Consider the following 26,483-nt stretch of genomic DNA (forward strand, 5'->3'; position numbering starts at 1 on the left):
CTGGTCGGCGGGGCCGGAAGATGCACGGGAATCGTCGCCCAACCAGGGCGATCTTGGACTCGGGAGGACGCACCCCGATGCGGACCCAGAAGCTACTCGCCCTCGCGATGGTGGTCGGAGCCACCTCGCTCAACGTCGTCCTCGCCTCGCCGGCACAGGCCCGGCCGGCCGAGGTCGGCACCGGCGCCTGCGTCGAGGGCGAGGGGCACAGCGCCTCGGCCCGCGGGGGCCACGGGGCCGACCACCGCGAGGTCTCGGCCAAGGAGCAGCGGGCCATCGCCCGCGAGACCAAAGCACGCCTGCGCGCGAAGGGCGTGACCAGGGCCGAGCTGAAGTCCCGGAGTGTCTCCGTGCCGGTCTACGTGCACGTGATGGCCGCCTCGGACGGCACCGGTGACGTGACCGACGCCCAGATCCAGGCCCAGATCGACGTCCTCAACACCACGTTCGCGGGCGGGGAGTCCGCGAACGCCGCCGACACCGGCTTCTCCTTCACCCTGGCCGGCACCGACCGCTACTACAACGACGCCTGGCACAAGGACCACTCGAGCTCGAAGTACCGGAAGGAGACCCGCCAGGGCGGCGCCGGTGCCCTCAACATGTGGCTCGTCGACTTCAAGTACCTCGGGATCGCCACGTTCCCCTGGGACTACCAGCGCAACGGCGCCATCGACGGCATCCGCGTCCACTGGGACTCGCTGCCCGGCGGCGGCATCGCCAACTACAACGAGGGCGAGACCGCGACCCACGAGGCCGGCCACTGGTTCGGGCTCTACCACACCTTCCAGGGCGGCTGCACCGAGCTGAACGACGAGGTCCACGACACGCCCGCCCAGGGCAGCCCCACCAACGGCTGCCCCATCGGCCGGGACTCGTGCGCGCTGCCGGGCCTCGACCCGATCCACAACTACATGGACTACAGCTACGACTCCTGCTACACGGAGTTCACCCCGGGCCAGGGCACGCGGGCCCAGTCCATGTGGGCGGCCTACCGCTCCTGAGAAGCGCGAACCTGCAACGGCACCTCCTCCGGGGGTGCCGTTGCAGGTTGTTGCACTGCAGAGATATGAGGATCGCCGGATCGGGCACGCCGACCGCTGTTCGTTGCATGATCGTGCACAGCGGTTCGGAGAGCCCCACCTCTCCGGACGTCACGCGATGACCGTTGTCCCCGGTCAGTGCGGTCCGCGACCCCGAGCTTCGGGGGACGTCTCGGGAGTTCCCCGAGGTCGGAGGTCGCGGACCGCTTTCTCGTTTTCGCGCCGCGATCAGAGGCCCGGCAGCCGCTCCGGCTTCCCGCCGAAGGCCAGCTCGCGCAGGGCGGTGTCGACCAGCGCGCTGATCGCCCACCGGCGCTGGTCGTCGCGGGTGGACGCCACGACGAAGGCGTACGTCGACGCGCACGCCCGCTCCAGCGTCAGCGCCCGGTCGGCGACGGCGACCGGCGTGGACAGGTCGGCCGGCAGGTCGTAGGCGGGCTCGGCCGCGACCGGCTCGCGCCCCTCGGCGGTGATCATCGCGATGAGCTCGTCGCGGCGGTCCCGGTGGGTGACGTAGGCGTCGGTGACCTCGCTCCACAGGGTCGGGTCCGACGACTGCGAGGTCTGGCCGCCCAGGGCGCCGTACACGAAGACGGCGGCGTGCTCGGCAGCGAGCGCGGTCTGCAGCGCGTCGTCCGGGCGGCTCATCGGGCCACCGCCCGCTCCTGGGCGACGGCCGCGGCCATCGACGCGAAGACCTGGGCGAGGGCCCCGCTCTCGGCCTTCAGCGCCGCGCGGGCGAGCCCGGCCTGGAGCCGCTCCTCGGCCCGCAGGAGCCGGGCGCGGGCGGTCGCGGGGCTGCCGGCGACCCTTCCTGCGGAGACGTCGCCGGACTGTCCGAGCTCGTCGAGGTGCGCGCGGTGCAGCGCTGCGAACCGCCGGGTGAGTGGTCGGACCGGGCGGACCGAGGCACCCGTGGAGAGCACGAGCGACAAGGTCTCGGCGAGCTGCTCGGCGACGGAGCTCACCAGGTCGCTGTCCGCGTCGACGGCGGGCGCGGTGGTGTCGACGGCGCCTGCGCTCTGCTCGTCCTCCCGGACCAGTCCGCACCCGGCAGCGGCCGCGGCGAGCGCGGCAGCGCCTGCTGCGGTGGTCCCGGCGAGAACGGCACGGCGCGACGCGGGGGTGGGCACGCGGGTGAGGTTACAACCGCTATCGTTGAAAGACCGCAGCACCACGAGCGGCTTCGCCACAACCAGCTTCGCCACAACAGGACACGGGGGTCTCACCCATGAGCTCGAGCCAGCGCCCCGGGGCAGACGCGACCGTGACGGCCGTGTCGGCAGCCGTGACCGGCCGGCTGGAGGTGCTGGGGCTCGACCTCGAGGCGGTGGAGCTGACCCCGGCGGGCAAGCGCCGGGTGCTTCGGATCGCCGTCGACACGGACGGCGGGGTGACCCTCGACGACGTCGCCGCCGCGACCCGCGCGATCAACGAGGTCATCGACGAGTCCGACGTGATGGGGGAGCAGCCCTACACGCTCGAGGTCACCTCCCGCGGCGTCGACCGGCCGCTGACCCTGCCCCGCCACTGGCGGCGCAACCGGTCGCGGCTGGTCAAGGTCACCCTGGCCGACGGCTCTGTCGTGACCGGCCGGATCGGGGAGTCCGACGACGCTCAGGTGACGCTCGACGTGGAGGGCGCGGACCGGGTGGTGCCGTACTCGGACGTGAAGAAGGCGCTGGTGCAGATCGAGTTCAACCGGAAGGACCGTGACTGATGGACATCGACCTGAGCATCCTGCGCATGCTGGAGCGGGAGAAGGAGATCAAGTTCGAGGTCCTCGTCGAGGCGATCGAGCAGGCGCTCCTGACCGCCTACCACAAGACCCCGGGCGCCCAGGAGCATGCGCGGGTCGAGCTGGACCGCAAGTCCGGGCACGTCACCGTGCTCGCGGCCGAGCTCGACGACGAGGGCAACAAGATCGGGGAGTACGACGACACGCCCGACGGCTTCGGCCGGATCGCGGCGACGACTGCCAAGCAGATCATGCTGCAGCGGCTCCGCGACGCGGAGGACGAGATCAAGTACGGCGAGTTCTCCGGCAAGGAGGGCGACATCATCTCCGGCGTGATCCAGCAGGGGCGCAACCCCGACGACGTGCTCGTCGACCTCGGCAAGATCGAGGCGCACCTGCCGGCGAGCGAGCGGGTCCCGGGTGAGGACTACCGCCACGGCACCCGCATCAAGTGCCTGGTGGTGTCGGTCCGCAAGGGCATGCGCGGGCCGCAGATCACCCTCTCCCGGTCCCACCCGAGCCTGGTGAAGAAGCTCTTCGCCCTCGAGGTCCCCGAGATCGCCGACGGCACGGTCGAGATCGCCGCGATCGCCCGCGAGGCCGGCCACCGCACGAAGATGGCCGTCCGGACGACGGTCGCCGGGGTCAACGCCAAGGGCGCCTGCATCGGCCCGATGGGGCAGCGGGTGCGCGCGGTGATGTCGGAGCTGCACGGCGAGAAGATCGACATCGTCGACTGGTCCGACGACCCGGCCGAGCTCGTGGCGCACGCACTGTCGCCGGCCCAGGTCAGCTCGGTCACCGTCGTCGACGCCGCAGCGAAGTCGGCGCGGGTCGTCGTGCCGGACTTCCAGCTCTCGCTCGCCATCGGCAAGGAGGGCCAGAACGCCCGCCTCGCTGCCCGGCTGACGGGCTGGCGCATCGACATCCACTCCGACGAGGAGTCCCCCGCCAACGGCTGAGGGAACGCCGGGGGCGAGTGCGCCGTCGTAGGAGCATGAAGGCCGCCCTCGCCCCTGTCCTCCTCCTCGCCTGTGGAGTGGTCGCCGGTTGCGGTGACCAGACCTCCGGGGCACCGCCCGGGAGCGCAGGGCCTGCGCGGTGGCAGACCGAGCACCTCAGGGGCGAGCTGTCGGTCGACTTCCCGACGCTCCTCGTGAGCGACGGAGAGGACACGGTGGTGCTGATGCTGTCCGACGAGGGGGTGCTGCAGTCGCACGTGTCGGAGGGCGGGGAGGCGTTCGTGGCGGGCGAGCCGCTCGAGCTCGGTGAGCGGTACGCGGCTCTGGGGGACGTCGTACGGCTCGACGACGGCAGCTGGTTCGCGCTCGGCAACGCCGGGGCGGTCGAGGTCAGGGGCGACACCGAGCCGACCTACGACCCGATGGCCCTCCGCAGCGACGACGGGCTGACATGGGAGCGGGTGGACGTCACCGGCTTCACCGATGCCGTGGAGCTCACCGCCCTGGAGGTCGTGGACGACAGGATCGTCGCGGTCGGGGGCTACCGGACCCTGAAGGACCCGTCGTCGGGCGGTTTCGAGGCTCGGACCTGGACCAGCGACGACGGCCGCGCCTTCGAGGAGGTGCCGCTGCCGGACGTGCCCGACTACCAGGGGTACGACGACGAGTCGTACGCCGGCGACGTCGTCATGGTCGACGGGGACCTGCTCGTGTCCGGTCGCATCGGCGACACCGCGGTGCTGTGGCGCTCCGAGGACGCCGGAGAAACCTGGGCGCGGGTGGAGGAGCGGTTGCTGCGGGACGCGTACTCGATCTCCGGACTGCACGCACGCGGGTCGACCGTCGTCGCGACCGCAGCCACCGACGACGCCCAGGCGATCCGCTCGGACGACGGCGGCTTCACCTGGGAGCCGGTCACGTCGCTGCCGGTCAACGAAGAGGCCGACGGCTGGGCGCCGCTGTGGAGCGGCGCCGGCCGGTTCTTCACTCTCACCGGCGTCGACGACATCTCCTGGTCCACGCCCGAGGTCTGCTACGCCGACCTCGATCAGTGCGGCCGCGACCCAGGTCCTCGGGTCGTCGCGAGTGAGGACGGCGCCGAGTGGACGGCCGTCGACCTCCCAGGGGGCGGTGAGGTCGACGAGATCGTCGGCACCGGCGACGGCCGGCTGCTCGTGATGGCCGCCGAGCAGGACGGGGTCGCAGTGCACACCTGGCCGGCCGGCACGGACCTGCCCGAGGCCGACGAGCCGGCGGTGCCGGAGACCGTCGACCTGGTCACCCTGGCCGACGGGGAGGAGCCCGAGGTCGGGGTCCGCTACCACCTGCCGCTCTACACCCACTGCGGGATCGAGCAGATCTCGTTCGGTGGCGAACCGTGGCGGCGCACGGACGACGGTCCTGGCTACGAGACCGGCGCCGGCGACGCGGCGCCTGAAGGCTGGCCGGTCCCCGAGGGCGGCGGGAACGTCTACGGCTACGCCACCGTGCGGGGCGACGCGACGCTCGAGTACACGGCGGAGGACGGCACGGTTCTGGCGACCTACGAGCGGGGCGGCCGCCCGTTCTGGTGCGACTGACGCCCCGGTTTCGGAAACCAGTGGCCCGAACGGGTAGAGTTGCTCGCTGGTGGCACACCGACGGAACATCTCGACGTCGCCGGACGATCTCCTCCCTGAGGGGCCGGTCCGGACGTGCATCGGATGCCGGAAGCGGGCCGCCAAAAGCGAGTTGTTGCGAGTGATCGCCGGCTCGGACACGACGACCGGGCAACCGGCCGTCTTGCCCGATCCCGACGGCACCGCGCCCGGTCGGGGAGCACACCTGCACCCCACCGCCGGGTGTTACGACCTCGCGGTACGCCGGAATGCCTTCGCTCGTGCCCTGTTCCCCCAGGGACCACGGAGTGCGGGTGGGCTCTCCAGCGCACCGGTGGGCGACTACCTCGACTCGCACCAGCACACGCAGTGACCGACCGACAAGAAACTGGAGCAGCAGCTCATGAGCACTCGATGAGTACTTCGCGATGAGCCAGTTCGACCTGCAGCATCCAACTACGGTCTGAGATCTCCCCCGACAAGGGTCTTGGGCCAGAAGGAGAAACGTGGCCAAGACCCGAGTCCACGAACTCGCCAAGGAGTTCGGAGTCGAGAGCAAGTTCGTTCTCGAGAAATTCAAGGAGATGGGAGAGTTCGTCAAGTCGGCGAGCTCGACCGTGGAGCTCCCTGCGGAGATGCGTTTCCGCAAGGAGTACGGCGAGGCGCTGAAGGCGTCCGCCTCCGCGGCGCCCGCGGCCGAGAAGCCGGCCGCCGAGAAGCCCGCCGCCAAGAAGGCCGCGGCCCCCAAGCCCGGTCCCAAGCCGAAGGCACCGGAGCCGGCCGAGCCCGTCGCCCCGGTCGAGGAGCCTGCCGAGCCGGCTGCTGCCGCGCCCGCGCCGGTCGCTCCCGAGGTGGAGCCGCCGGCCGCGCCCGAGGAGCCTGCCGCTCCGGCCGCGAAGCCGTCCGCTCCCAAGCCTGCCGCCCCCAAGGCACCGACGCCGAAGGCGCCCGCGCCCCGGCCAGTCGGCAAGCCCGGCGGCACCCCGCGTCCCGGCAACAACCCGTTCGCGTCGAGCCAGGGCATGGGACGTCGTCCCTCCGCCCCGCCGCCGCGCGAGGGTGAGGCCGGACCGGGTGGTCCGCGTCCGCCCGCCGGCCCCGGTCGCCCGGGCATGCCGCGCCCCAACCCGGCGATGATGCCGAAGAACCCGGCCACGTTCGGCCAGGGTCCCGGTGGCCGTGGTCCCGGTCGCGGTGGTCCCGGCGGCGGCCCCGGCGGTCCCGGTGGCCGCAGCGGCGCCCCGGGTCGCGGTGGCGCTCCCGGTCGCGGCGGCGTCGGCACCGGTGCTCCCGGTCGCGGTGGCCCCGGTGGTGGCCCCGGCTTCGGTCCCGGTGGCGGTGGCCGCCCCGGTGGCGGTCGCCCCGGCCAGCGTGGTCAGACCCAGGGTGCGTTCGGTCGCCCGGGCGGTCCCGCCCGGCGTGGCCGCAAGTCGAAGCGCGCGCGTCGCCAGGAGTTCGAGGCCATGGAGGCCCCGACGATCGGCGGTATGCGGGTCCGCAAGGGCAACGGCGAGACCATCCGTCTCGCTCGTGGGTCCTCGCTGTCCGACTTCGCCGACAAGGTCGGCGTCGACGCGGCTTCGCTCGTGCAGATGCTCTTCCACCTCGGCGAGATGGTCACCGCGACCCAGTCCGTGGGCGACGAGACCCTGGAGCTGCTCGGTGACGAGCTCAACTACAAGGTCGAGGTCGTCTCGCCCGAGGACGAGGACCGCGAGCTGCTCGAGTCGTTCGACCTCGAGTTCGGTGCCGACGAGGGCGACGAGAGCGATCTCGTCATCCGGCCGCCGGTCGTGACCGTCATGGGTCACGTCGACCACGGCAAGACCAAGCTCCTGGACGCCCTCCGCGACGCCAACGTCGTCGACAAGGAGGCCGGTGGCATCACCCAGCACATCGGTGCCTACCAGGTGCACACCGAGGTCGACGAGAACGACCGCCGGATCACCTTCATCGACACCCCGGGTCACGAGGCGTTCACCGCCATGCGTGCCCGTGGTGCGCAGGCGACCGACATCGCGGTGCTGGTGGTCGCGGCCGACGACGGCGTGATGCCGCAGACGGTCGAGGCGCTCAACCACGCGAAGGCGGCCGGTGTGCCGATCGTGGTCGCGGTCAACAAGATCGACAAGCCGGAGGCGGACCCGACCAAGGTCCGCGGCCAGCTGACCGAGTACGGCCTGGTGCCCGAGGAGTACGGCGGCGACGCGATGTTCGTCGACGTCTCGGCCAAGGCCGGTCTCAACCTCGACAAGCTGCTCGAGGCGATCGTCCTGACCGCCGACGCGTCCCTGGACCTGCGGGCCAACCCGACCCAGGACGCGCAGGGCCTCGTGGTCGAGGCGCACCTGGACCGCGGTCGCGGTCCGGTCGCGACGATCCTCGTCCAGCGCGGCACGCTGCGGGTCGGCGACTCGATCGTCGCCGGTCCGGCCTACGGCCGGGTGCGGGCGATGCTCGACGAGCACGGCGACGAGATGACCGAGGCCGACCCGGCGCGTCCGGCGATGGTCCTGGGTCTGTCGTCCGTGCCCGGTGCCGGTCAGAACTTCATCGTGGTCGAGGACGACCGGGTCGCCCGCCAGATCGCGGAGAAGCGGGAGGCGCGCGAGCGTGCGGCTCTCCAGGCGAAGCGGCGCGTGCGTCGTACCCTCGAGGACTTCATGGCCTCCATGGAGAAGGGCGAGAGCCAGGAGCTCAACCTCATCCTCAAGGGCGACGTGTCCGGTTCGGTCGAGGCGCTCGAGGATGCCCTCGCCGCGCTGGAGGTCGGCGACGAGGTGTCGCTGCGGGTCATCGACCGTGGTGTCGGTGCGATCACCGAGGCGAACGTCAACCTGGCCGCCGCCTCGGACGCGATCATCATCGGCTTCAACGTCCGGGCCCAGGGCAAGGCCGCCGAGCTCGCCGACCGCGAGGGCGTGGAGATCAAGTACTACTCGATCATCTACCAGGCCATCGAGGAGATCGAGGCAGCGCTCAAGGGCATGCTCAAGCCCGAGTTCGAGGAGTCGACCCTCGGTCAGGCGGAGATCCGTGCGATCTTCCGCTCGTCGAAGATCGGCAACATCGCGGGCTGCATGGTCATCGGCGGCGTCATCCGACGCAACGCCAAGGTGCGCGTGCTCCGCGACGGTGCGGTCGTCGCCGACAACCTCGACCTCGCCTCGCTCAAGCGGGAGAAGGACGACGCGTCGGAGGTCAGGGAGGGCTTCGAGTGCGGTCTCGTGCTCAAGAACTTCCAGGACATCAAGGAGGGCGACATCGTCGAGGCCTTCGAGATGAAGGAGATCCCGCGGAGCTAGTTGCTCCGCGCGCTACGCCGCCCGGCCCGGTGAGGGTCGGGCGGCGTAGCCTTCGTACTGATAGGAACTGAGAATGGCCAGCCCCCGCGTGCGCAAGATCGCCGACCGGATCCAGGTGATCGTCGCTGAGATGCTCGAGCGCCGGATCAAGGATCCGCGCCTCGGCTTCGTCACCGTGACCGACGTCCGGCTCACCGGTGACAGCCAGCAGGCGACGATCTACTACACGGTCCTCGGCGCCGAGGGCGACCTCGAGAGCAGCGCAGCCGCGCTGGAGTCCGCCAAGGGCCTGCTGCGCTCGGAGGTCGGCAAGCAGCTCGGCATGCGGCATGTGCCGTCGCTGAGCTTCGAGTACGACGGCATCCCCGAGGGCGCGCGGCACCTCGACGAGGTGCTGGCCAAGGCCCGCGAGGCCGACGCCGCGGTCGCGGCGGCCCGTGAGGGCGCCCGGCCGGCCGGTGAGGCCGACCCCTACAAGAAGCCGCGCGAGATCGTCGACGAAGAGGACGAGGACGACCTCGGATGAGTGCGCCCTCCGGCCTCGTCATCGTCGACAAGCCGGCCGGGATGACGTCGCACGACGTCGTGGCGCGGGTCCGCCGCACCCTCGGCACCCGCAAGGTCGGGCACGCCGGGACGCTGGACCCGATGGCGACCGGCGTGCTGGTCCTCGGCGTCGAGCGCGCCACCCGGCTCCTCGGTCACCTCATGCTCACCGAGAAGACCTACTCCGCCGTCGTCCGACTGGGCGCCGCGACGACGACCGATGACGCGGAGGGCGAGGTCACGGCGACCGCGTCGGCTGCGCAGGTGTCCGAGGAGGACGTCCGCAGCGCGCTCGCTGCCTTCAGGGGCGACATCGAGCAGGTGCCGTCGACCGTCTCGGCGATCAAGGTCGACGGGAAGCGGGCCTATGCGCGGGCTCGGGCCGGCGAGGAGGTCGAGCTCGAGCCGCGGACGGTGACCGTCCACGCCATCGAGGCGGGCGACTTCCGCCGCGAGGGCGACTACCTCGACGTCGAGATCCGGGTGCGCTGCTCCAGCGGGACCTACATCCGCGCGATCGCGCGCGACCTGGGCGCCGCGCTCGGCGTCGGAGGGCACCTCACGTCGTTGCGCCGCCACTCGGTCGGTCCCTACACGCTGGAGAGCGCCAACACCGATCTCGACCACCTCCACTTGATGTCGCTCGCGGACGCGGCGCGGGCGGCGTTCCCGTCGTACGACCTCGAGCCGGAGCAGGCGCAGGCGGTGCGGTACGGCCGCGCGCTGCCGCTCGAGCTGGACGACCTGACCGCCGTGTTCGCGCCGAGCGGCGAGTTCCTCGCGCTCTACCGTCCCGAGGGTGGCCGGGCCCGCCCGGCCGCGGTCTTTGTAGGGTGACCGGCGTGCACGTGTGGCGAGAGTTCGCTGAGGTCCCGGCCGACGACCTGGCAGCGCGCCGCACCGTCGTCACCATCGGCAACTTCGACGGGATGCACCTCGGGCACCAGCACGTCGTGCAGCGCGCCCGCGAGGTGGCGAGCGAGGTCGGCGCCGACACCGTCGTGGCCGTGACCTTCGACCCGCACCCCATCGCCGTGCTCCGGCCCGAGCACGCGCCCCCGACGCTCACCACGATCGACGAGCGGCTCCGGCTGCTCGGCGGAGCCGGCGTCGACGCGGTCCTGGTGGTCCCGTTCTCGCGGGACATCGCCGCCTGGACGCCGCAGGAGTTCATCGACCGGATCCTGGTCGGCGCCCTCCACGCGAAGGCGGTCGTCGTCGGCGCCAACTTCCGGTTCGGCAACCGCGCTGCCGGTGACTGTCAGACGCTGCGTGAGGCGGGCGCCGAGCGGGACTTCGTGGTCGAGGCGGTCCAGCTCGACGGCGGCCCCCAGGTGTGGTCGTCGACGTACGTCCGCACCTGCCTGGCGGCCGGCGACGTGGCCGGTGCCGCCGAGGCGCTCGGTCGCCCGTTCGTCACCCGCGGCACGGTCGTCGAGGGCGACAAGCGCGGACGCGACCTCGGGTTCCCCACGGCCAACGTCCCCGTCGTCCCCGGAGCAGCCGCGCCGGCCGACGGCGTCTACGCAGGCTGGCTGACCAGGCTCGACGGCGCCGACGGGGGAGTGCGGCACCCGGCCGCGATCAGCGTCGGCACCAACCCGACCTTCGACGGCCAGCGAGACCGGAGGGTCGAGGCCTACGTCCTCGACCGCAAGGACCTGGACCTGTACGACGTCGAGGTGGAGATCGAGTTCGTCGACCGGATCCGCGGCATGGTGAGGTTCGACGGCATCGACTCCCTGCTGCTCGCGATCGCCGACGACGTCGAGCGGACCCGAGAGATCCTCGGGGCCTGACCGATGCCCCCGCGCGAGACCCTCGACCCTGCCGAGCACTGGTTCGTCGCGCACGGGCTGCCCTACTTCGTCGACTCGTACCGCGCCACCGTGGCGGCCGGCCTGCGCCGCTCCCGGGTCGCGGCGGTCGTGCTGATCGCTGCCGTCGTCGGCGTCGTGGTCGGCGTCGTCGTCGCGGTGCCGCTCAGTGCGGCGGCAGGGGTCGGCGCGGCGCTCAGTGCGGCCGGGGTCGTCCTGGCGGCGTACGCCGTCGCGACGCTGCGTGCGTGGCTGATCGTCGGCTGGGCGGTGCGCCGTACGTTCCGCTCGCTCGGCCTCCTGGTGCCCCTGGTGACGCGGGCGCTCCCGCTGCTGCTGCTCTTCATCACCTTCCTCTTCATCAACGCCGAGGTGTGGCAGGTCTCGGCCGCGCTCGACGGCGGCGTGCTCTGGGTGACCGTGCTGCTGTTCGCAGCCGTGGCGGTGGGCTTCCTACTCACCCGGCTGCCCGAGGAGCTCGACACCGTCGACGAGGAGGTGGAGTGCCAGCAGCTGCTCGACGCGTGCCGCGGCACGCCGCTGGAGGCGGCCGCCGAGTCCATCGCCGCGCGGGTCGAGCGCGTGGGCGCGGTCGACGCCGAGGTGACCGGCCTGCAGAAGGCCAACCTGGTGCTGGTGCTCCTGGTCACCCAGACGGTGCAGGTGCTCCTGCTCGCGATCGCCGTCTTCGCGTTCTTCATCGTGTTCGGTGTGGTGGCGATGGACCCGGAGGTGGTGGGCTCGTGGACCACCGACGGCGTCGTGCACCCGCTCACCGGTCCCGCCGGCGACTGGATCGGGCTCCGGCTGAGCCAGGAGCTGGTCCGGGTGTCGGTCTTCCTCGCCGCGTTCAGCGGCCTCTACTTCACGGTGTACGCCGTCACCGACGACGTCTACCGCAAGCAGTTCTTCTCCACGGTGACCCGCGAGCTCGAGCGGGCGGTCAGCGCCCGGGTCGCCTACCGCTTCCTGAAGGACGGCGACGTCACGCGACCGTGACCGGCACGCCGGACAGCGCCGCGTTGCCGGAGACGTCCAGCCGCTCGGGGTCGGTGAGGTCGTTGATCGAGACGCCGGGCACCTGGTCCGCGACCCCGAGGCGTACGCCGTCGCGCCCGTGCCCGTAGCCGTGGGGGAGCGACACGACGCCGGGCATCACGTCCTCGGTCGCCTGCACGTCGACCTCCACCGTGCCGACCCGCGACGTCACCTTCACCGTCGCCCCGTCGGCCAGGCCGCGTGCCGCCAGGTCGTCAGGGTGCATGAGCAGCTGGTGGCGCGGCCGGCCCTTGGTGAGCCGCTCCGTGTTGTGCATCCAGGAGTTGCAGTCGCGCTGGTGGCGACGGCCGATGAGGAGCAGCTCGTCGTCGGCCGGCGCTGCCGCCGCGTCGAGACGCGGCAGGTCCTCGAGCACGAGGGCGGGGGCGAGGTCGAGCGACTTGTCCCGGGTGCGGAGGCGGTCGGGCAGCTGGCCTGGACGGAGCGGCCCTAGGTCGACGCCCTCCGGGCTCTTCCTCAGCCGGGTGAGGGTGGCCCCGGAGCCCCCGCGCGCCAGCAGCACCTGGATGAGCCGGGTCGGGCTGAGCGACATCCGGGCACGGAGCTTGAGCCGGTCGACGAGGCGTGCCCGCGGGCGCAGCCGATCGGTGACCCGGAGCGCGAGCTCGCGGTAGATCTGCCAGTCGTGCCGGGCACCGCGCTCCTTCGGGAACACCGCGGGGGTGAACCGCGCGGTGTTGCGCACCGCTAGGAGGTGGAAGACCAGGTCGTAGTGGTCGCGCTCGAGGGCCGTCGTCGGCGGCAGGATCACGTCGGCGTGCCGGGTGGTCTCGTTGATGTAGATGTCGACCGCGGCCATGAACTCGAGGCCGGCCAGGGCTCGGTCGAGCCGGGCGCCGTCGGGCGTGGACAGCACCGGGTTGCCCGACAGTGTGAGCATCGCGCGGATCTGCCCCTCGCCCGGCGTCTCGATCTCCTCGCGGAGCGCCGCGACGGGGAGCTCGTTGGCCGTCTCCGGGAGACCGCGGACCCGGGAGTGCCGGCGACCGTGGCCGCCGCGCCCCACCAGGCCGGTGCCGACGACGTCGATGGCGGGGGAGGTGAACATCGCCCCGCCCTCGCGGTCGAGGTTGCCGGTCAGCACGTTGAGGAGGTTGATCGCCCACTGGCAGACCGACCCGAACTCGTGGGTGGAGACGCCGACCCGCCCGTAGGCCACTCCGCCGTCGGCCGCGGCGAGCTCGCGGGCGATCCGCACGATCTCCCCGGCCGGGACGCCGCTGTGCTGCTCCGCCCGCTCGGGGGTGAACGACGCGACTGCTTCCCGGACGGCATCCACGCCGACGGCGTACGACGGAGCAGCCGCGGTGCCGTCCTCGAAGAGCTGGCGCACCATCGCCAGCAGCACCCACGGGTCCGAGCCGGGGCGCAGGAAGTGGTGCTCGGACGCGACCTTTGCGGTCTCCGTGCGCCGCGGGTCGAACACCACCATCCGCCCGCCGCGCGCCTTGAGCTCACGCAGCCGCGTGGGGAAGTCGGGCACGGTCATCAGGGAGCCGTTGGACGCCATCGGGTTGCCGCCGAACACCAGGAAGTACGACGTCCGATCGATGTCCGGCACCGGGAGCAGCAGCTGGTGGCCGAACATGAGGTGCCCGAGGAGCTGGTGGGGCAGCTGGTCGACCGACGTCGCGCTGAACGTGTTGGGCGTCCGCAGCGCCTTCACCAGCGCGGGGCCGTGGGTCATCGAGCCGAGGCTGTGCACGTTCGGGTTGCCGAGGTACATGCCCAGCGCGTGGCGACCGTGCTCGTTCATCACCCGCGCCAAGCCGTCGGCGACGAGGTCGAACGCCTCGTCCCACTCGATCTCGGTCCACTCGCCGGTCGCGCGGTCGCGCCGCACCGGGCGGCGCAGCCGGTCCGGGTCCGCGTGGACGTCGCCGATCGCGACGCCCTTCGGGCAGATGTGGCCCCGGGAGAGGGGATCCTCGGGGTTGCCCCGCGCACCGGTGACCCGGTCGCCCTCGATGGTCAGGACCAGGCCGCACATGGCCTCGCACAGGTTGCACACGCCTACTCGCTGTTCGACACCGCGCTGCTCCGCCATCTCGCCATCGTGGCAGAACCTAGGGTTCTCGCGTGACCCCGTTGATCCTGGACTGCGACACCGGCACGGACGACGCGGTCGCGATCCTGGTCGCGGCGCTGCACCCGGGTCTCGACCTGCTCGGCGTCACGACCGTCTGGGGCAACCACGACGTCGCGCACACGACCGACAACTCGCTGCGGGTGCTCGACCTGGTGGGCACCGCGGGGACCGGGGTCCATCCGGGCTGCAACCGGCCGGTGCGACCGCGGCTGGAGGAGCTGCCGAGCGGCCGGGCCGACCTGCCGGCCACGCTCCCGCTGCCGCCGCCGACGACCGCGGCCGGGGCGCCCGCGGTCGAGTGGCTGGTCGAGACCCTGCGCGCCGCTACGCAGCCGGTCACGGTCGTCCCGACCGGCCCGCTCACCAACATCGCCGCCGCCGTCGCCGCGGACCCGCGCATCGTCGACGCCGTGGGCGGCCTGGTCGTGCTCGGCGGCTCGCACCGGGAGCGGGGCGTCACGCCGTACGCCGAGCGCAACGCGTGGTGCGACCCCGAGGCGGCCCACGACGTCCTGACCGCCGGCTTCCGCGACGTCCTGCTCGTCACCATGGACGCGACCTTCTCCGCGCCGCTGACCGCGGCCGACACCGCCCGCCTGCGGGACGTCGGGACGGTCGCCGCTGCAACCGCTGCGGACTTCGTCGACGCCCGGATCGAGTGGTACCAGCGCGACCCCGCCATGGCCGCGCTCGGCGCCGCGCCGCTGCACGACCCGCTTGCCGTCGTCTGCCTCCTCGACCCCGGTGTCGTCGCGGTCCGCGAGGCGTCGGTCGGGGTGGAGCGCACCGACCCGACGACGTACGGCGCGACCCGGTTCGCCTTCGCCGACGAGGGTCCGGGCAGGCCCGTCCGGGTCGCGCTGAGCGCCGATCACGACCGCTTCCTGGACCTGTTGACCGAGGCGCTGGGCCGCGGTCCCTCGATTGGGTGATGTTTCCCACCGCTGTTAGCCTTGACCGGTTGCCGTAGAACGGCCGCGGACTCAGAGTGCCCCGGTGGACATGCCCGGGCGCGCCGCGCAACGAACCGGAAGGACCCCGACAAGCATGGCTATTGGTACCGACGCGGAGACCAAGAAGAAGATCATCGCCGAGTACGCCACGACCGAGGGCGACACCGGTTCCCCCGAGGTGCAGATCGCGCTGCTCAGCCACCGGATCAGCCACCTGACCGAGCACCTCAAGCAGCACAAGCACGACCACCACAGCCGCCGTGGCCTCCTGCTCCTCGTGGGTCAGCGCCGCCGGCTGCTGAACTACCTGAAGAAGACCGAGATCGAGCGCTACCGCGCGATCGTGGAGCGCCTCGGCCTCCGCCGCTGATCCTCGCGAAGGGATCCACCACATTGGTGGGTCCCTTCGCTACATTCCAACTGAATATCGAACAATCCACTGGAGCGATCCGCGTCACCACGATCCCGATCCTCGGTAGTGGCACTCAGGGCCTCGCTGACGTCGTTCAGCGTCCTGCATGCCTCGATCGAAGATCGGATTCACACGACGCGGGCGTCGCGGATCGCACCTTGATGCGAGAGAGTCAAAAAGTTGACTGAACCCGTCATTTCCGCCGTAGAGACCGTTATCGACAACGGCAAGTTCGGCACCCGCACCGTCAAGTTCGAGACCGGGCTGCTCGCCCGTCAGGCCGCCGGCTCGGTGACCGCCTACCTCGACGACGACACCATGCTGCTGTCGGCCACCACGGCCGGCAAGCACCCCAAGGACCACTTCGACTTCTTCCCCCTGACGATCGACGTCGAGGAGCGGATGTACGCCGCGGGCCAGATCCCCGGCTCGTTCTTCCGCTCCGAGGGCCGGCCGGGCGAGGACGCGATCCTCACCTGCCGCCTGATCGACCGACCGCTGCGCCCGACCTTCAAGAAGGGCCTGCGCAACGAGGTCCAGGTCGTCATCACGGTGCTGTCGCTCAACCCCGACACGCCCTACGACGTCCTCGCGATCAACGCCGCGTCGATCTCCACCCAGCTGTCCGGCCTGCCGTTCTCCGGCCCGGTCGGCGCCGCGCGCGTCGCCCTCATCGACGGCCAGTGGGTCGCCTTCCCGACCCACAGCCAGCTGGAGAACGCCGTCTTCGACATGGTCGTCGCCGGCCGCGTCACCGACAGCGGCGACGTCGCGATCATGATGGTCGAGGCCGAGGCCACCGAGACGGCGTGGACGCTGATCCAGGACGGCGTCCAGGCGCCGACCGAGGAGGTCGTCGCCGGCGGTCTCGACGCTGCCAAGCCGTTCATCAAGCAGCTGGTCGACGCCCAGGCGGAGCTCGCCAAGGAGGCCGCGAAGCCGGTCCAGGAGTTCCCGATCTTCCTCGACTACGAGGACGACGTCTTCGCCGCTGTCGAGAGCGCGGTCAAGAGCGACCTCGCCGAGGCGATGAAGATCGCCGACAAGCAGGAGCGCAACGACCGCACCGACGAGCTCAAGGACCAGGTCCTCGCACAGCTCGGTGAGCAGTTCGAGGGCCGCGAGAAGGAGATCGGCGCAGCGTTCCGCTCGCTCAACAAGCAGCTCGTGCGCGAGAGCATCCTGCGCGACAAGATCCGCATCGACGGCCGCGGCCTCGCCGACATCCGTCCGCTGCACGCCGAGGTCGGCATCCTGCCGCGGGTCCACGGCTCGGCGCTGTTCGAGCGCGGGGAGACCCAGATCCTGGGCGTCACGACGCTCGACATGCTGAAGATGGAGCAGCAGCTCGACACCCTCTCCCCGGAGAAGGCGCGCCGCTACATGCACAAGTACGTCTTCCCGCCGTTCTCCACCGGTGAGACCGGCCGCGTCGGCTCGCCGAAGCGGCGCGAGGTCGGCCACGGTGCGCTCGCCCGCCGGGCGCTGCTGCCGGTGCTGCCCACCCGCGAGGAGTTCCCCTACGCGATCCGCCAGCTCTCCGAGGCCATGGGCTCCAACGGCTCGACCTCGATGGGCTCGGTCTGCGCCTCGACCATGTCGCTGCTGCAGGCCGGTGTTCCGCTGCGGGCCGCCGTCGCCGGCATCGCGATGGGCCTCGTCTCCGGCGAGGTCGACGGTGAGACGCAGTACGTCGCCCTCACCGACATCCTCGGCGCCGAGGACGCGTTCGGCGACATGGACTTCAAGGTCGCCGGCACCCGCGAGTTCGTGACCGCGCTGCAGCTCGACACGAAGCTCGACGGCATCCCGGCCGAGGTCCTCGGTTCGGCGCTGACCCAGGCCAAGGAGGCGCGGCTCGCGATCCTCGACGTCATGGCCGAGGCCATCGACGAGCCCGAGGAGATGTCGGTCCACGCCCCGCGGATCATCACGATCCGGGTCCCCGTCGACAAGATCGGCGAGGTCATCGGGCCCAAGGGCAAGGTGATCAACCAGATCCAGGACGACACCGGCGCGACGCTGTCCATCGAGGACGACGGCACGGTCTACATCGGTGCGACCAACGGTGAGGCTGCCGAGGCGGCCAAGCAGGCGGTCAACGCGATCGCCAACCCGACGATGCCGGAGGTCGGCGAGCGCTACCTCGGCACCGTCGTGAAGACGACCAACTTCGGCGCGTTCGTCTCGCTCATGCCCGGCAAGGACGGCCTGCTGCACATCAGCAAGCTGCGTGACCTCGCCGGCGGCAAGCGGGTCGAGAACGTCGAGGACGTCGTCTCGGTCGGCCAGAAGATCCAGGTCCAGATCGCGGAGATCGACGACCGCGGCAAGCTGTCGCTGGTCCCCGTGGTCGAGGAGGCGGCCGAAGCTGACTCAGCCGCCGCCGAGGCCTCGGAGTGACCGTTAAGTGAGTGATTCCGTTCCGACGGCCGGCCAGCGCAACGCTGGCCGGCCGTCGGCGCTCCCGAGCTCCGCTGCGGGACGCGCCTCGACCCGCACCCTGGAGACCGTGCGCGACGCGGCCGGCCACGTGACCTCGCAGGTACGCCGGACGGTGCTGCCGTCCGGGCTGCGGATCGTGACCGAGCAGATGGCCGGCGCCCGGTCGGCGTCCATCGGAGTCTGGATCGGCGTCGGCTCGCGCGACGAGACGACGACGACCCACGGAGCCTCCCACTTCCTCGAGCACCTGCTGTTCAAGGGCACCGACGAGCGGTCCGCGCTCGACATCTCGATCGCCCTGGACGCGGTGGGCGGCGAGTTCAACGCCTTCACAGCCAAGGAGTACACCTGCTTCCACGCGCGGGTGCTCGGCGAGGACCTGGCGCTCGCGGTCGACGTCCTCGGCGACATGGTCACCGGGTCGCTGCTCGAGATCCACGACGTCGACGCCGAGCGTGACGTGATCCTCGACGAGATCGCGATGCACGAGGACGACCCCGACGACGTCGTACAGAACCTGCTGTCGGAGCTCGCCTGGGGCGACGGGCCGCTCGGCCGCCCCATCGCGGGCACCACGGCGTCGATCGAGGCGATGACCCGCACCCAGATCCAGCGCTTCTACCGCAAGCACTACCGGCCGGACAACATGGTCGTCTCCGTCGCCGGAGCGGTCGACCACGGCGAGGTGGTCCGGGCGATCCGCAAGTCCTTCCGGCGCCACGACTTCCTCGCGGGCGCCGCGGATCCGGTCGGCCCCCGCGCCGGCAAGCGGCACCCGCGGATCAAGGGCGGCGAGGGTCGCATCTCCCGGCCGTTCGAGCAGGTCAACGTCGTGCTGGGCGCCGAGGGCCTCCCGCGCGACGACGACCGGCGGTTCGCGCTCGGCGTGCTCAACACCGCTCTCGGCGGCGGCACCTCGAGCCGGCTGTTCCAGGAGGTCCGCGAGCACCGCGGCCTCGCCTACTCGGTCTACTCGTTCGCCAGCCACTACGCCGACTCCGGCCTGGTCGGCGTCGCGGTCGGCTGTCTGCCGGACCGGCTCGACGAGGTGCTCGAGGTCGTCCGGGTCGAGCTGTCCCGGATAGCGGCCCACGGCATCACGGCCGAGGAGCTCGCCCGTGGCAAGGGCCAGCTCGTCGGTGGCCTCGTGCTCGGGCTGGAGGACAGCGGCTCCCGGATGATGCGGCTCGGCAAGGCCGAGCTCGTCTATGCCGAGGTGCTGGGGATCGACGAGGTCATGGCGCGGATCGACGCCGTCACCCTCGAGGACGTGCGGGCCATCGCGCAGGACGTCTTCTCACGGCCCGAGCTGCTCGCGGTCGTCGGCCCCTGACGCTCCGGGAAGACCGGTCGCTACCTGCGGCCGATGATCCCGACGACCGGCGGCTTGTCGGACGTCGCGATGTAGACGCGGAACCCGCCCTCGGTTAGGGCCTCGGCGGACTTGGTGATGATCTCCGGGACCTGCTCGGGGCGGCTGGTGTCGAAGAACAGGTTGACCGAGCCTCCGGGGAGGACCCGCTCGTGCAGGAGGGCGACCTCGTCCTTGCAGTCGCGGACCCAGAACAGGTTGACGTCGAACGCGAAGACCTTGGTCAGGCGCTTCACCGGCACCCGGAGCGTGGCGAGGTCGATCTGGCGCACCGTCAGCTTGCCGGCGTCGATGTGAGCGGCGCACCGCTTCTTGGTGCGGTCGACACCGGCCTCCGAGCGGTCGATGGCGAACATCTTGCCGCGGCCCTCGAGACGCCGGCAGATGAGGTCGGCCGCATGACCCGACCCGCAGCCGATCTCCAGGACGTGGTCCTGGGGCTGCACGTCGATGAAGTCCACTGCCCAGCGGATCCGGGCCGGGATCGTCTGCACCGCCATGGGCCCAGCCTGCCAGAAGCCGAGCCCAGAGCGCGGGACCGACAGGGTGACGAGACCACCCAGGCACTAGTTTGGACGTCGTGGACAGCAGTCAGATCCGGGTCGGTGTGCTGGGTGCCCGCGGCAAGGTGGGGTCGGAGGTGTGCCGGGCCGTCGAGGGCGCCGAGGACCTGGCGCTGGTGGCCGCGATCGACCAGGGAGACCCGATCGACGCGCTCGTGTCCGAGGGCGCGCAGGTCGTGGTCGACTTCACGCACCCCGACGTGGTCATGGACAGCCTCGAGTTCTGCATCGACCACGGCATCCACGCCGTCGTCGGCACGACCGGCTTCGACCCGAACCGGCTCGACGTCCTCGGCGGCTGGCTCGGCAGCAGCCCGGCGACCGGCGTGCTGATCGCGCCGAACTTCTCCATCGGCGCGATCCTGATGATGCGCTTCGCCGCAGTCGCGGCGCCGTTCTACGAGTCGGTCGAGATCGTCGAGCTGCACCACCCGGACAAGGCGGACGCACCCAGCGGCACCGCACGACGTACGGCGGAGCTGGTGGCCGCCGCCCGGCGCGAGGCCGGCAGCCCGCCCGTGCCCGACGCGACCTCGACGTCGCTGGAGGGCGCCCGCGGCGCGGTGGTCGACGGCATCCACATCCACGGGCTGCGGATCCGCGGCCTGGTCGCGCACCAGGAGGTCGTCCTCGGCGGCGCGGGAGAGACGCTCACCATCCGCCACGACTCGCTTGACCGGGTGTCGTTCACCCCGGGCGTGCTCACCGGGGTCCGCCAGATCGCCGACCACCCCGGACTCACCGTGGGGCTCGAGCACTTCCTCGACCTGTAGGACACCTGACCCGAATTGCAGGTTCGTGCCGTGCAGGAACCTGCACCGCCGGATCGCTGGCCGTCCCGATGTCCTGGTGCGACAGGGCGACCGTCGCGGCGGCATGGACCGCCGTGAACGTGAGCTGACGACAGGCCTGCACCAGGGGTGCGTCGCCCACGGGCGGCGCACCCCTTCGGCGTACCGGGCCGTCTCAGGCCACGATCACCTCGATGCCGGCCTTCTCGAGCGCGGCGCGGTCCTCGGGGTCGATCCCGTCGTCGGTGACCAGCACGTCGAGCTGGTCGATGGTGGCGAACCGGGTCGGGCTCTCGACGCCGATCTTCGACGAGTCGGCGAGCACGACCACGCGGCGCGCGCTGTGCACCATCGCCCGCTTCACCGCGGCCTCCTCCATGTCGGGGGTGGAGAGGCCGTAGTCGAGGGTCAGGCCGTTGGTGCCGACGACGGCGAGGTCGGCCCGCACCTCGCCGAGCGCGGCGACCGTCCCTGCCCCGACCGCCGCCTGGGTGGTCGGCCGGACCCGGCCGGGCAGCAGGTGGAGGTCGATGGTGCCGCGGGCGGCCAGCCGGGCTGCGACCGGCACCGCATGCGTGATGACCACCAGCGACAGGTCGGACGGGAGCGCCGCCGCGAAGCGGGACGTCGTCGTTCCGGCGTCGAGGAGCACGGACCCGCCGGCGGCGGGCAGCTGGGAGACCGCGGCCTGCGCGATCCGGTCCTTCTCGTCCGCGTGGGCGATGTCCCGCTCACCGATCGCGGTGTCGATCACCGCGAGCCGGTCACCGGCGACCGCACCTCCGTGCACCCGTCGCACGAGCCCGATCCGCTCCAGCGTGGACAGGTCGCGGCGCACGGTCTCGGTGGTGACCCGGAACCGCGACGCGAGGTCGTTGACGGACCAGCGGCCGGTCTCGGTCACCAGCTGGGCGATGGCCTGCTGACGCTCCTCGGCATACACAGACGCTGTCCTATCACGGTGCTCAGGGCTCGACGGTGACCTTGATCGCCGCGCCCTTCTCCACGATGGCGAAAGCGTCGAGCACCCGCTCGAGCGGAACCCGCTCGGTGATCAGGTCGGTGACCGGCACCTGGCCGCTCGCGATGTAGTCGAGCGCGCGCTTGTTGTGCTCGGGAGCGGACCCGTTGGCGCCGTGGATGTGCAACTGGCGGTAGTGGACGACGTTCGAGTCGCAGGTGATCGTCGGGTTGGTCTTCGGCAGCCCGCCGAAGAAGGAGATCCGCCCGTTCCGGGCGGCCATCGCGATCGCCTGCTCCTGGGTGACGTTGGCGGCGGTCGCGGTGATCACGACGTCGGCGCCACGCCCCCCGGTCAGCTCGAGCACCCTCCGGACGACGTCGAGCTGCGACCCGTCGATGACCTCGTCCGGGTGCACCGCCTCGGCCGACATCGCGAGCCGGTCGGCGTTGACGTCGACGAGGTAGACGGCGCCGGCGCGGTGGACACCGCGAGCGAGCCGGATGTGCATGCACCCGATCGGGCCGGCGCCGAAGACGACGACGGTGTCGCCCTCCTCGATCCCGAGGAGCTCCTGGGCGTTGATCGCGCAGGCGAGCGGCTCCGCCGCCGAGGCCTCGGCGAACCCGACGCCGTCGGGGATCCGGTTGAGGCCGTCGACGGCCAGCACCTGGCGGGGGACGATCATGTACTCGGCGAACCCGCCGTCGTACTGGTAGCCGACCGAGGTCTGGTTCTGGCACACGGCCATCCAGCCCTTCCGGCACTCGTAGCACTCGCCGCACGGGACCGCGGCGATGACCTGCGCGCGGTCGCCGACGGTCCAGGAGACGCCGTACGTCGCGTTGACGTCGGCGCCCACCTCGACCACCTCGCCGGCGATCTCGTGGCCGGTGATCCGCGGCGGGGTGAGGTTCTGGTGGCCGTTGTGGAGGATCTTCACGTCAGTCCCGCACGTGGAGCAGTTGCGGACCTTGAGCTTGACCTCGTCCGGGCCGCACACCGGCTCCGGCACCTCCTCGACGCGCACGTCCTCGGGTGCATAGAAGCGAAGTGCCTTCATCGGTGTGCCCTCCTGTGGTGCCCGGATTCCGTTGCCTGCCCGGGCACGATACCGCATTTGTGTGGGTTTGGGCCTTCGAATTTGTGGCCTACGGGGCTTGACGGGCGAAAACGGGCGAGATACAAAGGCATTCACAGATCCTCGTGACGGGCGTCACGTCCGTCCAGCCCGGCAGGGAGCACAGCTATGGCCACGACGACTTCGCAGGCACCGACCCGAGGTGGCGTCCGCGTCCGGATCCAGCGGTTCGGCACCTTCCTGTCGAACATGATCATGCCGAACATCGGGGCGATCATCGCGTGGGGCCTGATCACCGCGTTCTTCATCCCCGACGGGTGGACCCCCAACGAGAAGATCGCGACGCTCGTCGGCCCGACGATCTTCTACCTGCTGCCGATCCTCATCGCCTACACGGGTGGCGTCCTCGTCTACGAGGTGCGCGGAGGCGTCGTCGGCGCGATGGCGACAATGGGCGTGATCATGGGCACCAGCGACCCGATCCTCATCGGTGCGGACGGCAACGCGGCGCCGATGTTCCTGGGCGCCATGATCATGGGCCCGCTGACCGCGCTCGTCATGAAGCGGCTCGACGGGCTGTGGCACCACAAGATCAAGCCGGGCTTCGAGATGCTGGTGAACAACTTCTCCGCCGGCATCCTCGCAGCGGTCATGGCGATCGCCGGCATGTTCGTCCTCGCCCCGGCGCTGCGGGAGGTCACCTCGTGGCTGGGCTCGATGGTCGACTTCCTGGTCGACAACAGCGTGCTCCCGCTGACGTCGCTCCTGATCGAGCCGGCCAAGGTCCTCTTCCTCAACAACGCGATCAACCACGGCGTGCTCACGCCCCTCGGCATCCAGGAGGCTGCCGAGGAGGGCAAGTCGGTCCTGTTCCTGCTCGAGGCCAACCCGGGTCCCGGTCTCGGCCTCCTCCTCGCCTACATGGTCTTCGGGTCCGGAGTTGCGAGGGCTTCGGCACCGGGCGCTGCGATCATCCACTTCTTCGGCGGCATCCACGAGATCTACTTCCCCTACGTGCTCATGAAGCCGAAGCTGATCGTCGCGATGATCGCCGGCGGCATGACCGGCGTGTTCGTCAACGTGGCCTTCGACGTCGGGCTCCGCGCTCCCGCTGCCCCCGGCTCGATCGTGGCGGTCTTCGCGCAGACGGCGAGCGACAGCTACGTCGGCGTGACGCTCTCCGTGCTGCTCTCGGCCCTGGTCACGTTCGCGGTCGCCAGCCTGCTGCTCAAGAGCGAGCGGCGTCCGGCCGGGGACGAGGACCTCGGAGCTGCCACCGCGCGGATGGAGGCGATGAAGGGCAAGCGGTCGCTGGCCTCCTCGGCGCTCGGCGCAAGCCGGGGCGACGGGCCGATCCGGTCGATCGTCTTCGCTTGCGACGCGGGCATGGGGTCCTCGGCGATGGGTGCGTCCGTGCTGCGGAGGAAAGTCCAGGCCGCGGGCTACCCGGACGTCACGGTGGTCAACAAGGCGATCGCCAACCTGACCGACACCTATGACGTGGTGGTCTCGCACGTGGACCTCACCGACCGCGCCCGGCGGCAGACCGGCTCGGCGATCCACGTGTCCGTCGAGAACTTCATGGACAGCCCGGCGTACGACGACATCATCGCGTTGCTCCAGGAGCGGAACTCTCCCGCGGACCCCGGGTCAGTTGGCGAGGCGGAGACCACCACCACCGACCTCGGCAGCACGCTCCTCGCACCTGAGTCGGTCGTCCTCGACCCCGCCTTCGGCTCCCGTGACGATGCCATCACCACCGCCGGTGAGCTGCTCGTGGCGGCTGGGGCCGTCGACGCGTCGTACGTCGCCGCGATGCACGCCCGGGAGAAGTCGGTGTCCACCTTCATGGGCAACGGGCTCGCGCTGCCGCACGGCACGAACGACGCGAAGTCGTCGATCCGGCGGACCGCGGTGTCCTTCGTCCGCTTCCCCGAGGGGATCGACTGGAACGGCAAGGAGGTGCGCTTCGTGGTCGGTGTCGCTGCTGCGGGTGACGACCACCTCAAGCTGCTCGCGCGGATCGCCGAGATCTTCCTGGACAAGGAGCAGGTCGCCCGGCTCGAGGCGGCGTCCTCTCCCGACGAGGTCGTCGCCGTCCTGGGGGCTGCGCAGCCGGCCTGAGGGACCGACCGGGGACCGCGGGCGCGGTCAGGCGATGGCGGTGTGGAGGCGCACCTGCTTGACCGTTCCCGCGCCGGTCTCGTCGGTCAGCTCGCGGCTGGCGCCGTCGGGGGCCCACCCGGCCCCGGTCAGGAAGGCCCGGGTGTCGTCGTCGGTGCTGTCCACCCAGCAGGCCACGCGCGTGAAGCCGTCGGCCTGCAGCGTCTCGACGGCCGCCTGGAGCAGCCGGGAGCCGTGGCCCAGGCGGGTGTGGTCGGGGTCGACCGTGAACTCACCGAGCTCGCCGTCGACGGCCGGGTCGGCGTCGGGGTCGGTGGCCGGGCCGGTCAGCGCGAAGCCCACCACCCGCACCCGCTCGAGCGCGACGAGCGCGCGGTGACGTGCCTCGGGCGGCCGGGCCAGTGTCTGCTGCCAGGCCGCGGCGTGGGTCTCCGGGTCGAGCCCTCGCTCGGCGAGGAGGCCCGGCAGCAGTGCGTCGTACCGCCGCTGCCAGGCACGGAGCTGCACGGCCGCGATGGCGGCGGCGTCCTGGGCCCAGGCCACGCGGACGGAGACGTCGGACGTGGTCATGCGCTCATCCTCGCAGGACCGGTTCGAGCGGCTGGATAGGGTCGGCGACATGGAGATCCGCAACCTCGGTGCGAGTGGCCTGAAGATCTCGGCCATCGCCTACGGCAACTGGCTCACCCACGGCTCCCAGGTGGAGGAGGACGCCGCCCTGGCATGTGTCCGGCAGGCCCTCGAGGAGGGCATCACGACCTTCGACACCGCCGACGTCTACGCCAACACCGCGGCGGAGAGCGTGCTCGGCAAGGCGCTGGCAGGGGAGCGGCGCGAGGGGCTCGAGATCTTCACCAAGGTCTTCTGGCCGACCGGCCCCGGCGCCCACAACGACAAGGGGCTCTCCCGCAAGCACATCATGGAGTCGATCGACGGCTCGCTGCGGAGGCTCGGCACCGACTACGTCGACCTCTACCAGGCGCACCGCTACGACCACGGCACCCCGCTCGAGGAGACGATGGTCGCCTTCGCCGACGTCGTCCGGGCCGGCAAGGCGCTCTACATCGGCGTCTCGGAGTGGCGCGCCGAGGAGATCCGGGCCGCCGCCGAGCTCGCCCGCGAGCTGCGGGTGCCGCTGGTGTCCAACCAGCCGCAGTACTCCATGCTCTGGCGGGTCATCGAGGCCGAGGTGGTGCCGACCAGCCGCGAGCTCGGGATCGGCCAGGTCGTCTGGTCGCCCATCGCGCAGGGCGTGCTGACCGGCAAGTACCTCCCGGGCCAGGCGCCGCCGGCCGGCTCCCGTGCGACCGACGACAAGGGCGGCGCTGACATGATCTCGCGCTGGCTCGAGGACGACGTGCTGGAGAAGGTCCAGCAGCTGCGGCCGATCGCAGACGAGGTCGGGCTCACCCTGGCTCAGCTCGCCGTCGCCTGGGTGCTGCAGAACGACAACGTCGCTGCCGCGATCATCGGCGCCTCGCGCCCCGAGCAGGTCACCGAGAACGTCAAGGCGGCCGGCGTCGTCCTCGACGAGGCGACGATGCGCGCCATCGACGACGTGGTCGGCCCGGTCGTGACCTCCGACCCGGCGCTCACCAGGTCGCCGCGGCTCTAGCGACGCGCTCGC

General features: G+C 71.3%; 24 protein-coding genes. 17 read left to right on the forward strand and 7 right to left on the reverse strand.

Going from position 1 to position 26,483, the window contains the following annotated elements; translation table 11 throughout:
- The first annotated feature begins 77 nt into the window (after window positions 1–77).
- Window positions 78–1,001, forward strand: coding sequence for a zinc metalloprotease (locus F0U47_RS01395; protein WP_149748523.1), 924 nt, complete (start codon window positions 78–80; stop codon window positions 999–1,001).
- A 267-nt stretch (window positions 1,002–1,268) separates the two neighbouring features.
- Here F0U47_RS01395 and F0U47_RS01400 read toward each other — a convergent pair whose 3' ends face one another.
- Both F0U47_RS01400 and F0U47_RS01405 read right to left on the reverse strand, forming a co-directional pair.
- Window positions 1,269–1,688, reverse strand: coding sequence for a ferritin-like domain-containing protein (locus F0U47_RS01400; protein WP_149748524.1), 420 nt, complete (start codon window positions 1,686–1,688; stop codon window positions 1,269–1,271).
- On the reverse strand, window positions 1,685–2,173 hold the full coding sequence (locus tag F0U47_RS01405) for a hypothetical protein (protein ID WP_149748525.1): 489 nt from the start codon (window positions 2,171–2,173) through the stop codon (window positions 1,685–1,687). The genes F0U47_RS01400 and F0U47_RS01405 overlap by 4 nt, the downstream gene beginning before the upstream one ends.
- A gap of 98 nt (window positions 2,174–2,271) precedes the next feature.
- Here F0U47_RS01405 and rimP point away from each other — a divergent pair, with 98 nt between their 5' ends.
- From rimP to F0U47_RS01450, 9 genes are all read left to right on the forward strand, one after another.
- On the forward strand, window positions 2,272–2,760 hold the full coding sequence (gene rimP, locus F0U47_RS01410) for a ribosome maturation factor RimP (protein WP_149748526.1): 489 nt from the start codon (window positions 2,272–2,274) through the stop codon (window positions 2,758–2,760).
- Window positions 2,760–3,740, forward strand: coding sequence for a transcription termination factor NusA (gene nusA, locus F0U47_RS01415; RefSeq protein WP_149748527.1), 981 nt, complete (start codon window positions 2,760–2,762; stop codon window positions 3,738–3,740). Before rimP ends, nusA begins: the two co-directional genes overlap by 1 nt.
- A gap of 35 nt (window positions 3,741–3,775) precedes the next feature.
- Complete coding sequence (locus tag F0U47_RS01420; protein ID WP_149748528.1) at window positions 3,776–5,320, forward strand: beta propeller repeat protein; 1,545 nt, start codon at window positions 3,776–3,778, stop codon at window positions 5,318–5,320.
- A gap of 49 nt (window positions 5,321–5,369) precedes the next feature.
- On the forward strand, window positions 5,370–5,711 hold the full coding sequence (locus tag F0U47_RS01425) for a YlxR family protein (RefSeq protein ID WP_281290954.1): 342 nt from the start codon (window positions 5,370–5,372) through the stop codon (window positions 5,709–5,711).
- A 133-nt stretch (window positions 5,712–5,844) separates the two neighbouring features.
- Window positions 5,845–8,643 (forward strand): translation initiation factor IF-2, encoded by a 2,799-nt coding sequence (gene infB, locus F0U47_RS01430; protein WP_149748529.1) that lies wholly within the window; start codon window positions 5,845–5,847, stop codon window positions 8,641–8,643.
- Window positions 8,644–8,716: 73 nt separating this feature from the next.
- Window positions 8,717–9,169 carry a 30S ribosome-binding factor RbfA gene (gene rbfA / locus F0U47_RS01435; protein ID WP_149748530.1) on the forward strand — a complete coding sequence of 151 codons (453 nt, stop codon included), beginning with the start codon at window positions 8,717–8,719 and terminating at the stop codon, window positions 9,167–9,169.
- Window positions 9,166–10,026, forward strand: a complete 861-nt coding sequence (truB, locus tag F0U47_RS01440; RefSeq protein ID WP_149748531.1) for a tRNA pseudouridine(55) synthase TruB — start codon at window positions 9,166–9,168, stop codon at window positions 10,024–10,026. Before rbfA ends, truB begins: the two co-directional genes overlap by 4 nt.
- A 5-nt stretch (window positions 10,027–10,031) precedes the next feature.
- Window positions 10,032–10,988: a bifunctional riboflavin kinase/FAD synthetase gene (locus F0U47_RS01445; protein WP_149748532.1), complete on the forward strand. Its 957-nt coding sequence runs from the start codon at window positions 10,032–10,034 to the stop codon at window positions 10,986–10,988.
- A gap of 3 nt (window positions 10,989–10,991) precedes the next feature.
- Window positions 10,992–12,005, forward strand: coding sequence for a hypothetical protein (locus F0U47_RS01450; protein ID WP_149748533.1), 1,014 nt, complete (start codon window positions 10,992–10,994; stop codon window positions 12,003–12,005).
- On the opposite strand, the gene F0U47_RS01455 is transcribed toward F0U47_RS01450, so the two are convergent.
- Window positions 11,992–14,112: a molybdopterin-dependent oxidoreductase gene (locus tag F0U47_RS01455; protein ID WP_149748534.1), complete on the reverse strand. Its 2,121-nt coding sequence runs from the start codon at window positions 14,110–14,112 to the stop codon at window positions 11,992–11,994. The genes F0U47_RS01450 and F0U47_RS01455 overlap by 14 nt on opposite strands.
- A 32-nt stretch (window positions 14,113–14,144) precedes the next feature.
- Here F0U47_RS01455 and F0U47_RS01460 point away from each other — a divergent pair, with 32 nt between their 5' ends.
- The 4 genes from F0U47_RS01460 to F0U47_RS01475 all read left to right on the forward strand — a co-directional run bounded on the left by F0U47_RS01460 (window position 14,145) and on the right by F0U47_RS01475 (window position 19,297).
- Entirely contained in the window at window positions 14,145–15,086 is a 942-nt protein-coding gene (locus tag F0U47_RS01460) for a nucleoside hydrolase (RefSeq protein ID WP_149748535.1), read from the forward strand.
- 115 nt (window positions 15,087–15,201) lie between these two features.
- A complete protein-coding gene (gene rpsO / locus F0U47_RS01465) occupies window positions 15,202–15,477 on the forward strand; it encodes a 30S ribosomal protein S15 (RefSeq protein ID WP_149748536.1) in 276 nt (91 codons plus the stop codon).
- Window positions 15,478–15,699: 222 nt separating this feature from the next.
- Window positions 15,700–17,922: a polyribonucleotide nucleotidyltransferase gene (locus F0U47_RS01470; protein ID WP_149748537.1), complete on the forward strand. Its 2,223-nt coding sequence runs from the start codon at window positions 15,700–15,702 to the stop codon at window positions 17,920–17,922.
- Between the two features lie 7 nt (window positions 17,923–17,929).
- A complete protein-coding gene (locus F0U47_RS01475; protein WP_149748538.1) occupies window positions 17,930–19,297 on the forward strand; it encodes a M16 family metallopeptidase in 1,368 nt (455 codons plus the stop codon).
- Between the two features lie 20 nt (window positions 19,298–19,317).
- Here the strand turns inward: F0U47_RS01475 and F0U47_RS01480 are convergent, their stop codons facing one another.
- Window positions 19,318–19,836: a class I SAM-dependent methyltransferase gene (locus F0U47_RS01480; RefSeq protein WP_149748539.1), complete on the reverse strand. Its 519-nt coding sequence runs from the start codon at window positions 19,834–19,836 to the stop codon at window positions 19,318–19,320.
- A gap of 80 nt (window positions 19,837–19,916) precedes the next feature.
- Here F0U47_RS01480 and dapB point away from each other — a divergent pair, with 80 nt between their 5' ends.
- Window positions 19,917–20,672 carry a 4-hydroxy-tetrahydrodipicolinate reductase gene (gene dapB / locus F0U47_RS01485; RefSeq protein ID WP_246159364.1) on the forward strand — a complete coding sequence of 252 codons (756 nt, stop codon included), beginning with the start codon at window positions 19,917–19,919 and terminating at the stop codon, window positions 20,670–20,672.
- Window positions 20,673–20,865: 193 nt separating this feature from the next.
- Here the strand turns inward: dapB and F0U47_RS01490 are convergent, their stop codons facing one another.
- The gene (locus F0U47_RS01490; protein ID WP_149748540.1) at window positions 20,866–21,633 is read right to left on the reverse strand and encodes a DeoR/GlpR family DNA-binding transcription regulator; all 768 of its coding nucleotides are present in this window, start codon (window positions 21,631–21,633) and stop codon (window positions 20,866–20,868) included.
- Window positions 21,634–21,655: 22 nt separating this feature from the next.
- Window positions 21,656–22,714 carry a zinc-dependent dehydrogenase gene (locus F0U47_RS01495; protein WP_149748541.1) on the reverse strand — a complete coding sequence of 353 codons (1,059 nt, stop codon included), beginning with the start codon at window positions 22,712–22,714 and terminating at the stop codon, window positions 21,656–21,658.
- 186 nt (window positions 22,715–22,900) lie between these two features.
- Between F0U47_RS01495 and F0U47_RS01500 the strand changes: the two genes are divergently transcribed.
- Complete coding sequence (locus F0U47_RS01500) at window positions 22,901–24,856, forward strand: PTS mannitol transporter subunit IICBA (RefSeq protein ID WP_149748542.1); 1,956 nt, start codon at window positions 22,901–22,903, stop codon at window positions 24,854–24,856.
- Between the two features lie 27 nt (window positions 24,857–24,883).
- Here the strand turns inward: F0U47_RS01500 and F0U47_RS01505 are convergent, their stop codons facing one another.
- The gene (locus tag F0U47_RS01505) at window positions 24,884–25,426 is read right to left on the reverse strand and encodes a GNAT family N-acetyltransferase (protein ID WP_149748543.1); all 543 of its coding nucleotides are present in this window, start codon (window positions 25,424–25,426) and stop codon (window positions 24,884–24,886) included.
- A 49-nt stretch (window positions 25,427–25,475) separates the two neighbouring features.
- On the opposite strand from F0U47_RS01505, the gene F0U47_RS01510 reads away from it, so the two are divergent.
- Entirely contained in the window at window positions 25,476–26,471 is a 996-nt protein-coding gene (locus F0U47_RS01510) for an aldo/keto reductase family protein (protein ID WP_149748544.1), read from the forward strand.
- Window positions 26,472–26,483: the final 12 nt, after the last annotated feature.

The sequence above is a fragment of the Nocardioides antri genome (assembly GCF_008373765.1).
Lineage (GTDB): Bacteria > Actinomycetota > Actinomycetes > Propionibacteriales > Nocardioidaceae > Nocardioides > Nocardioides antri.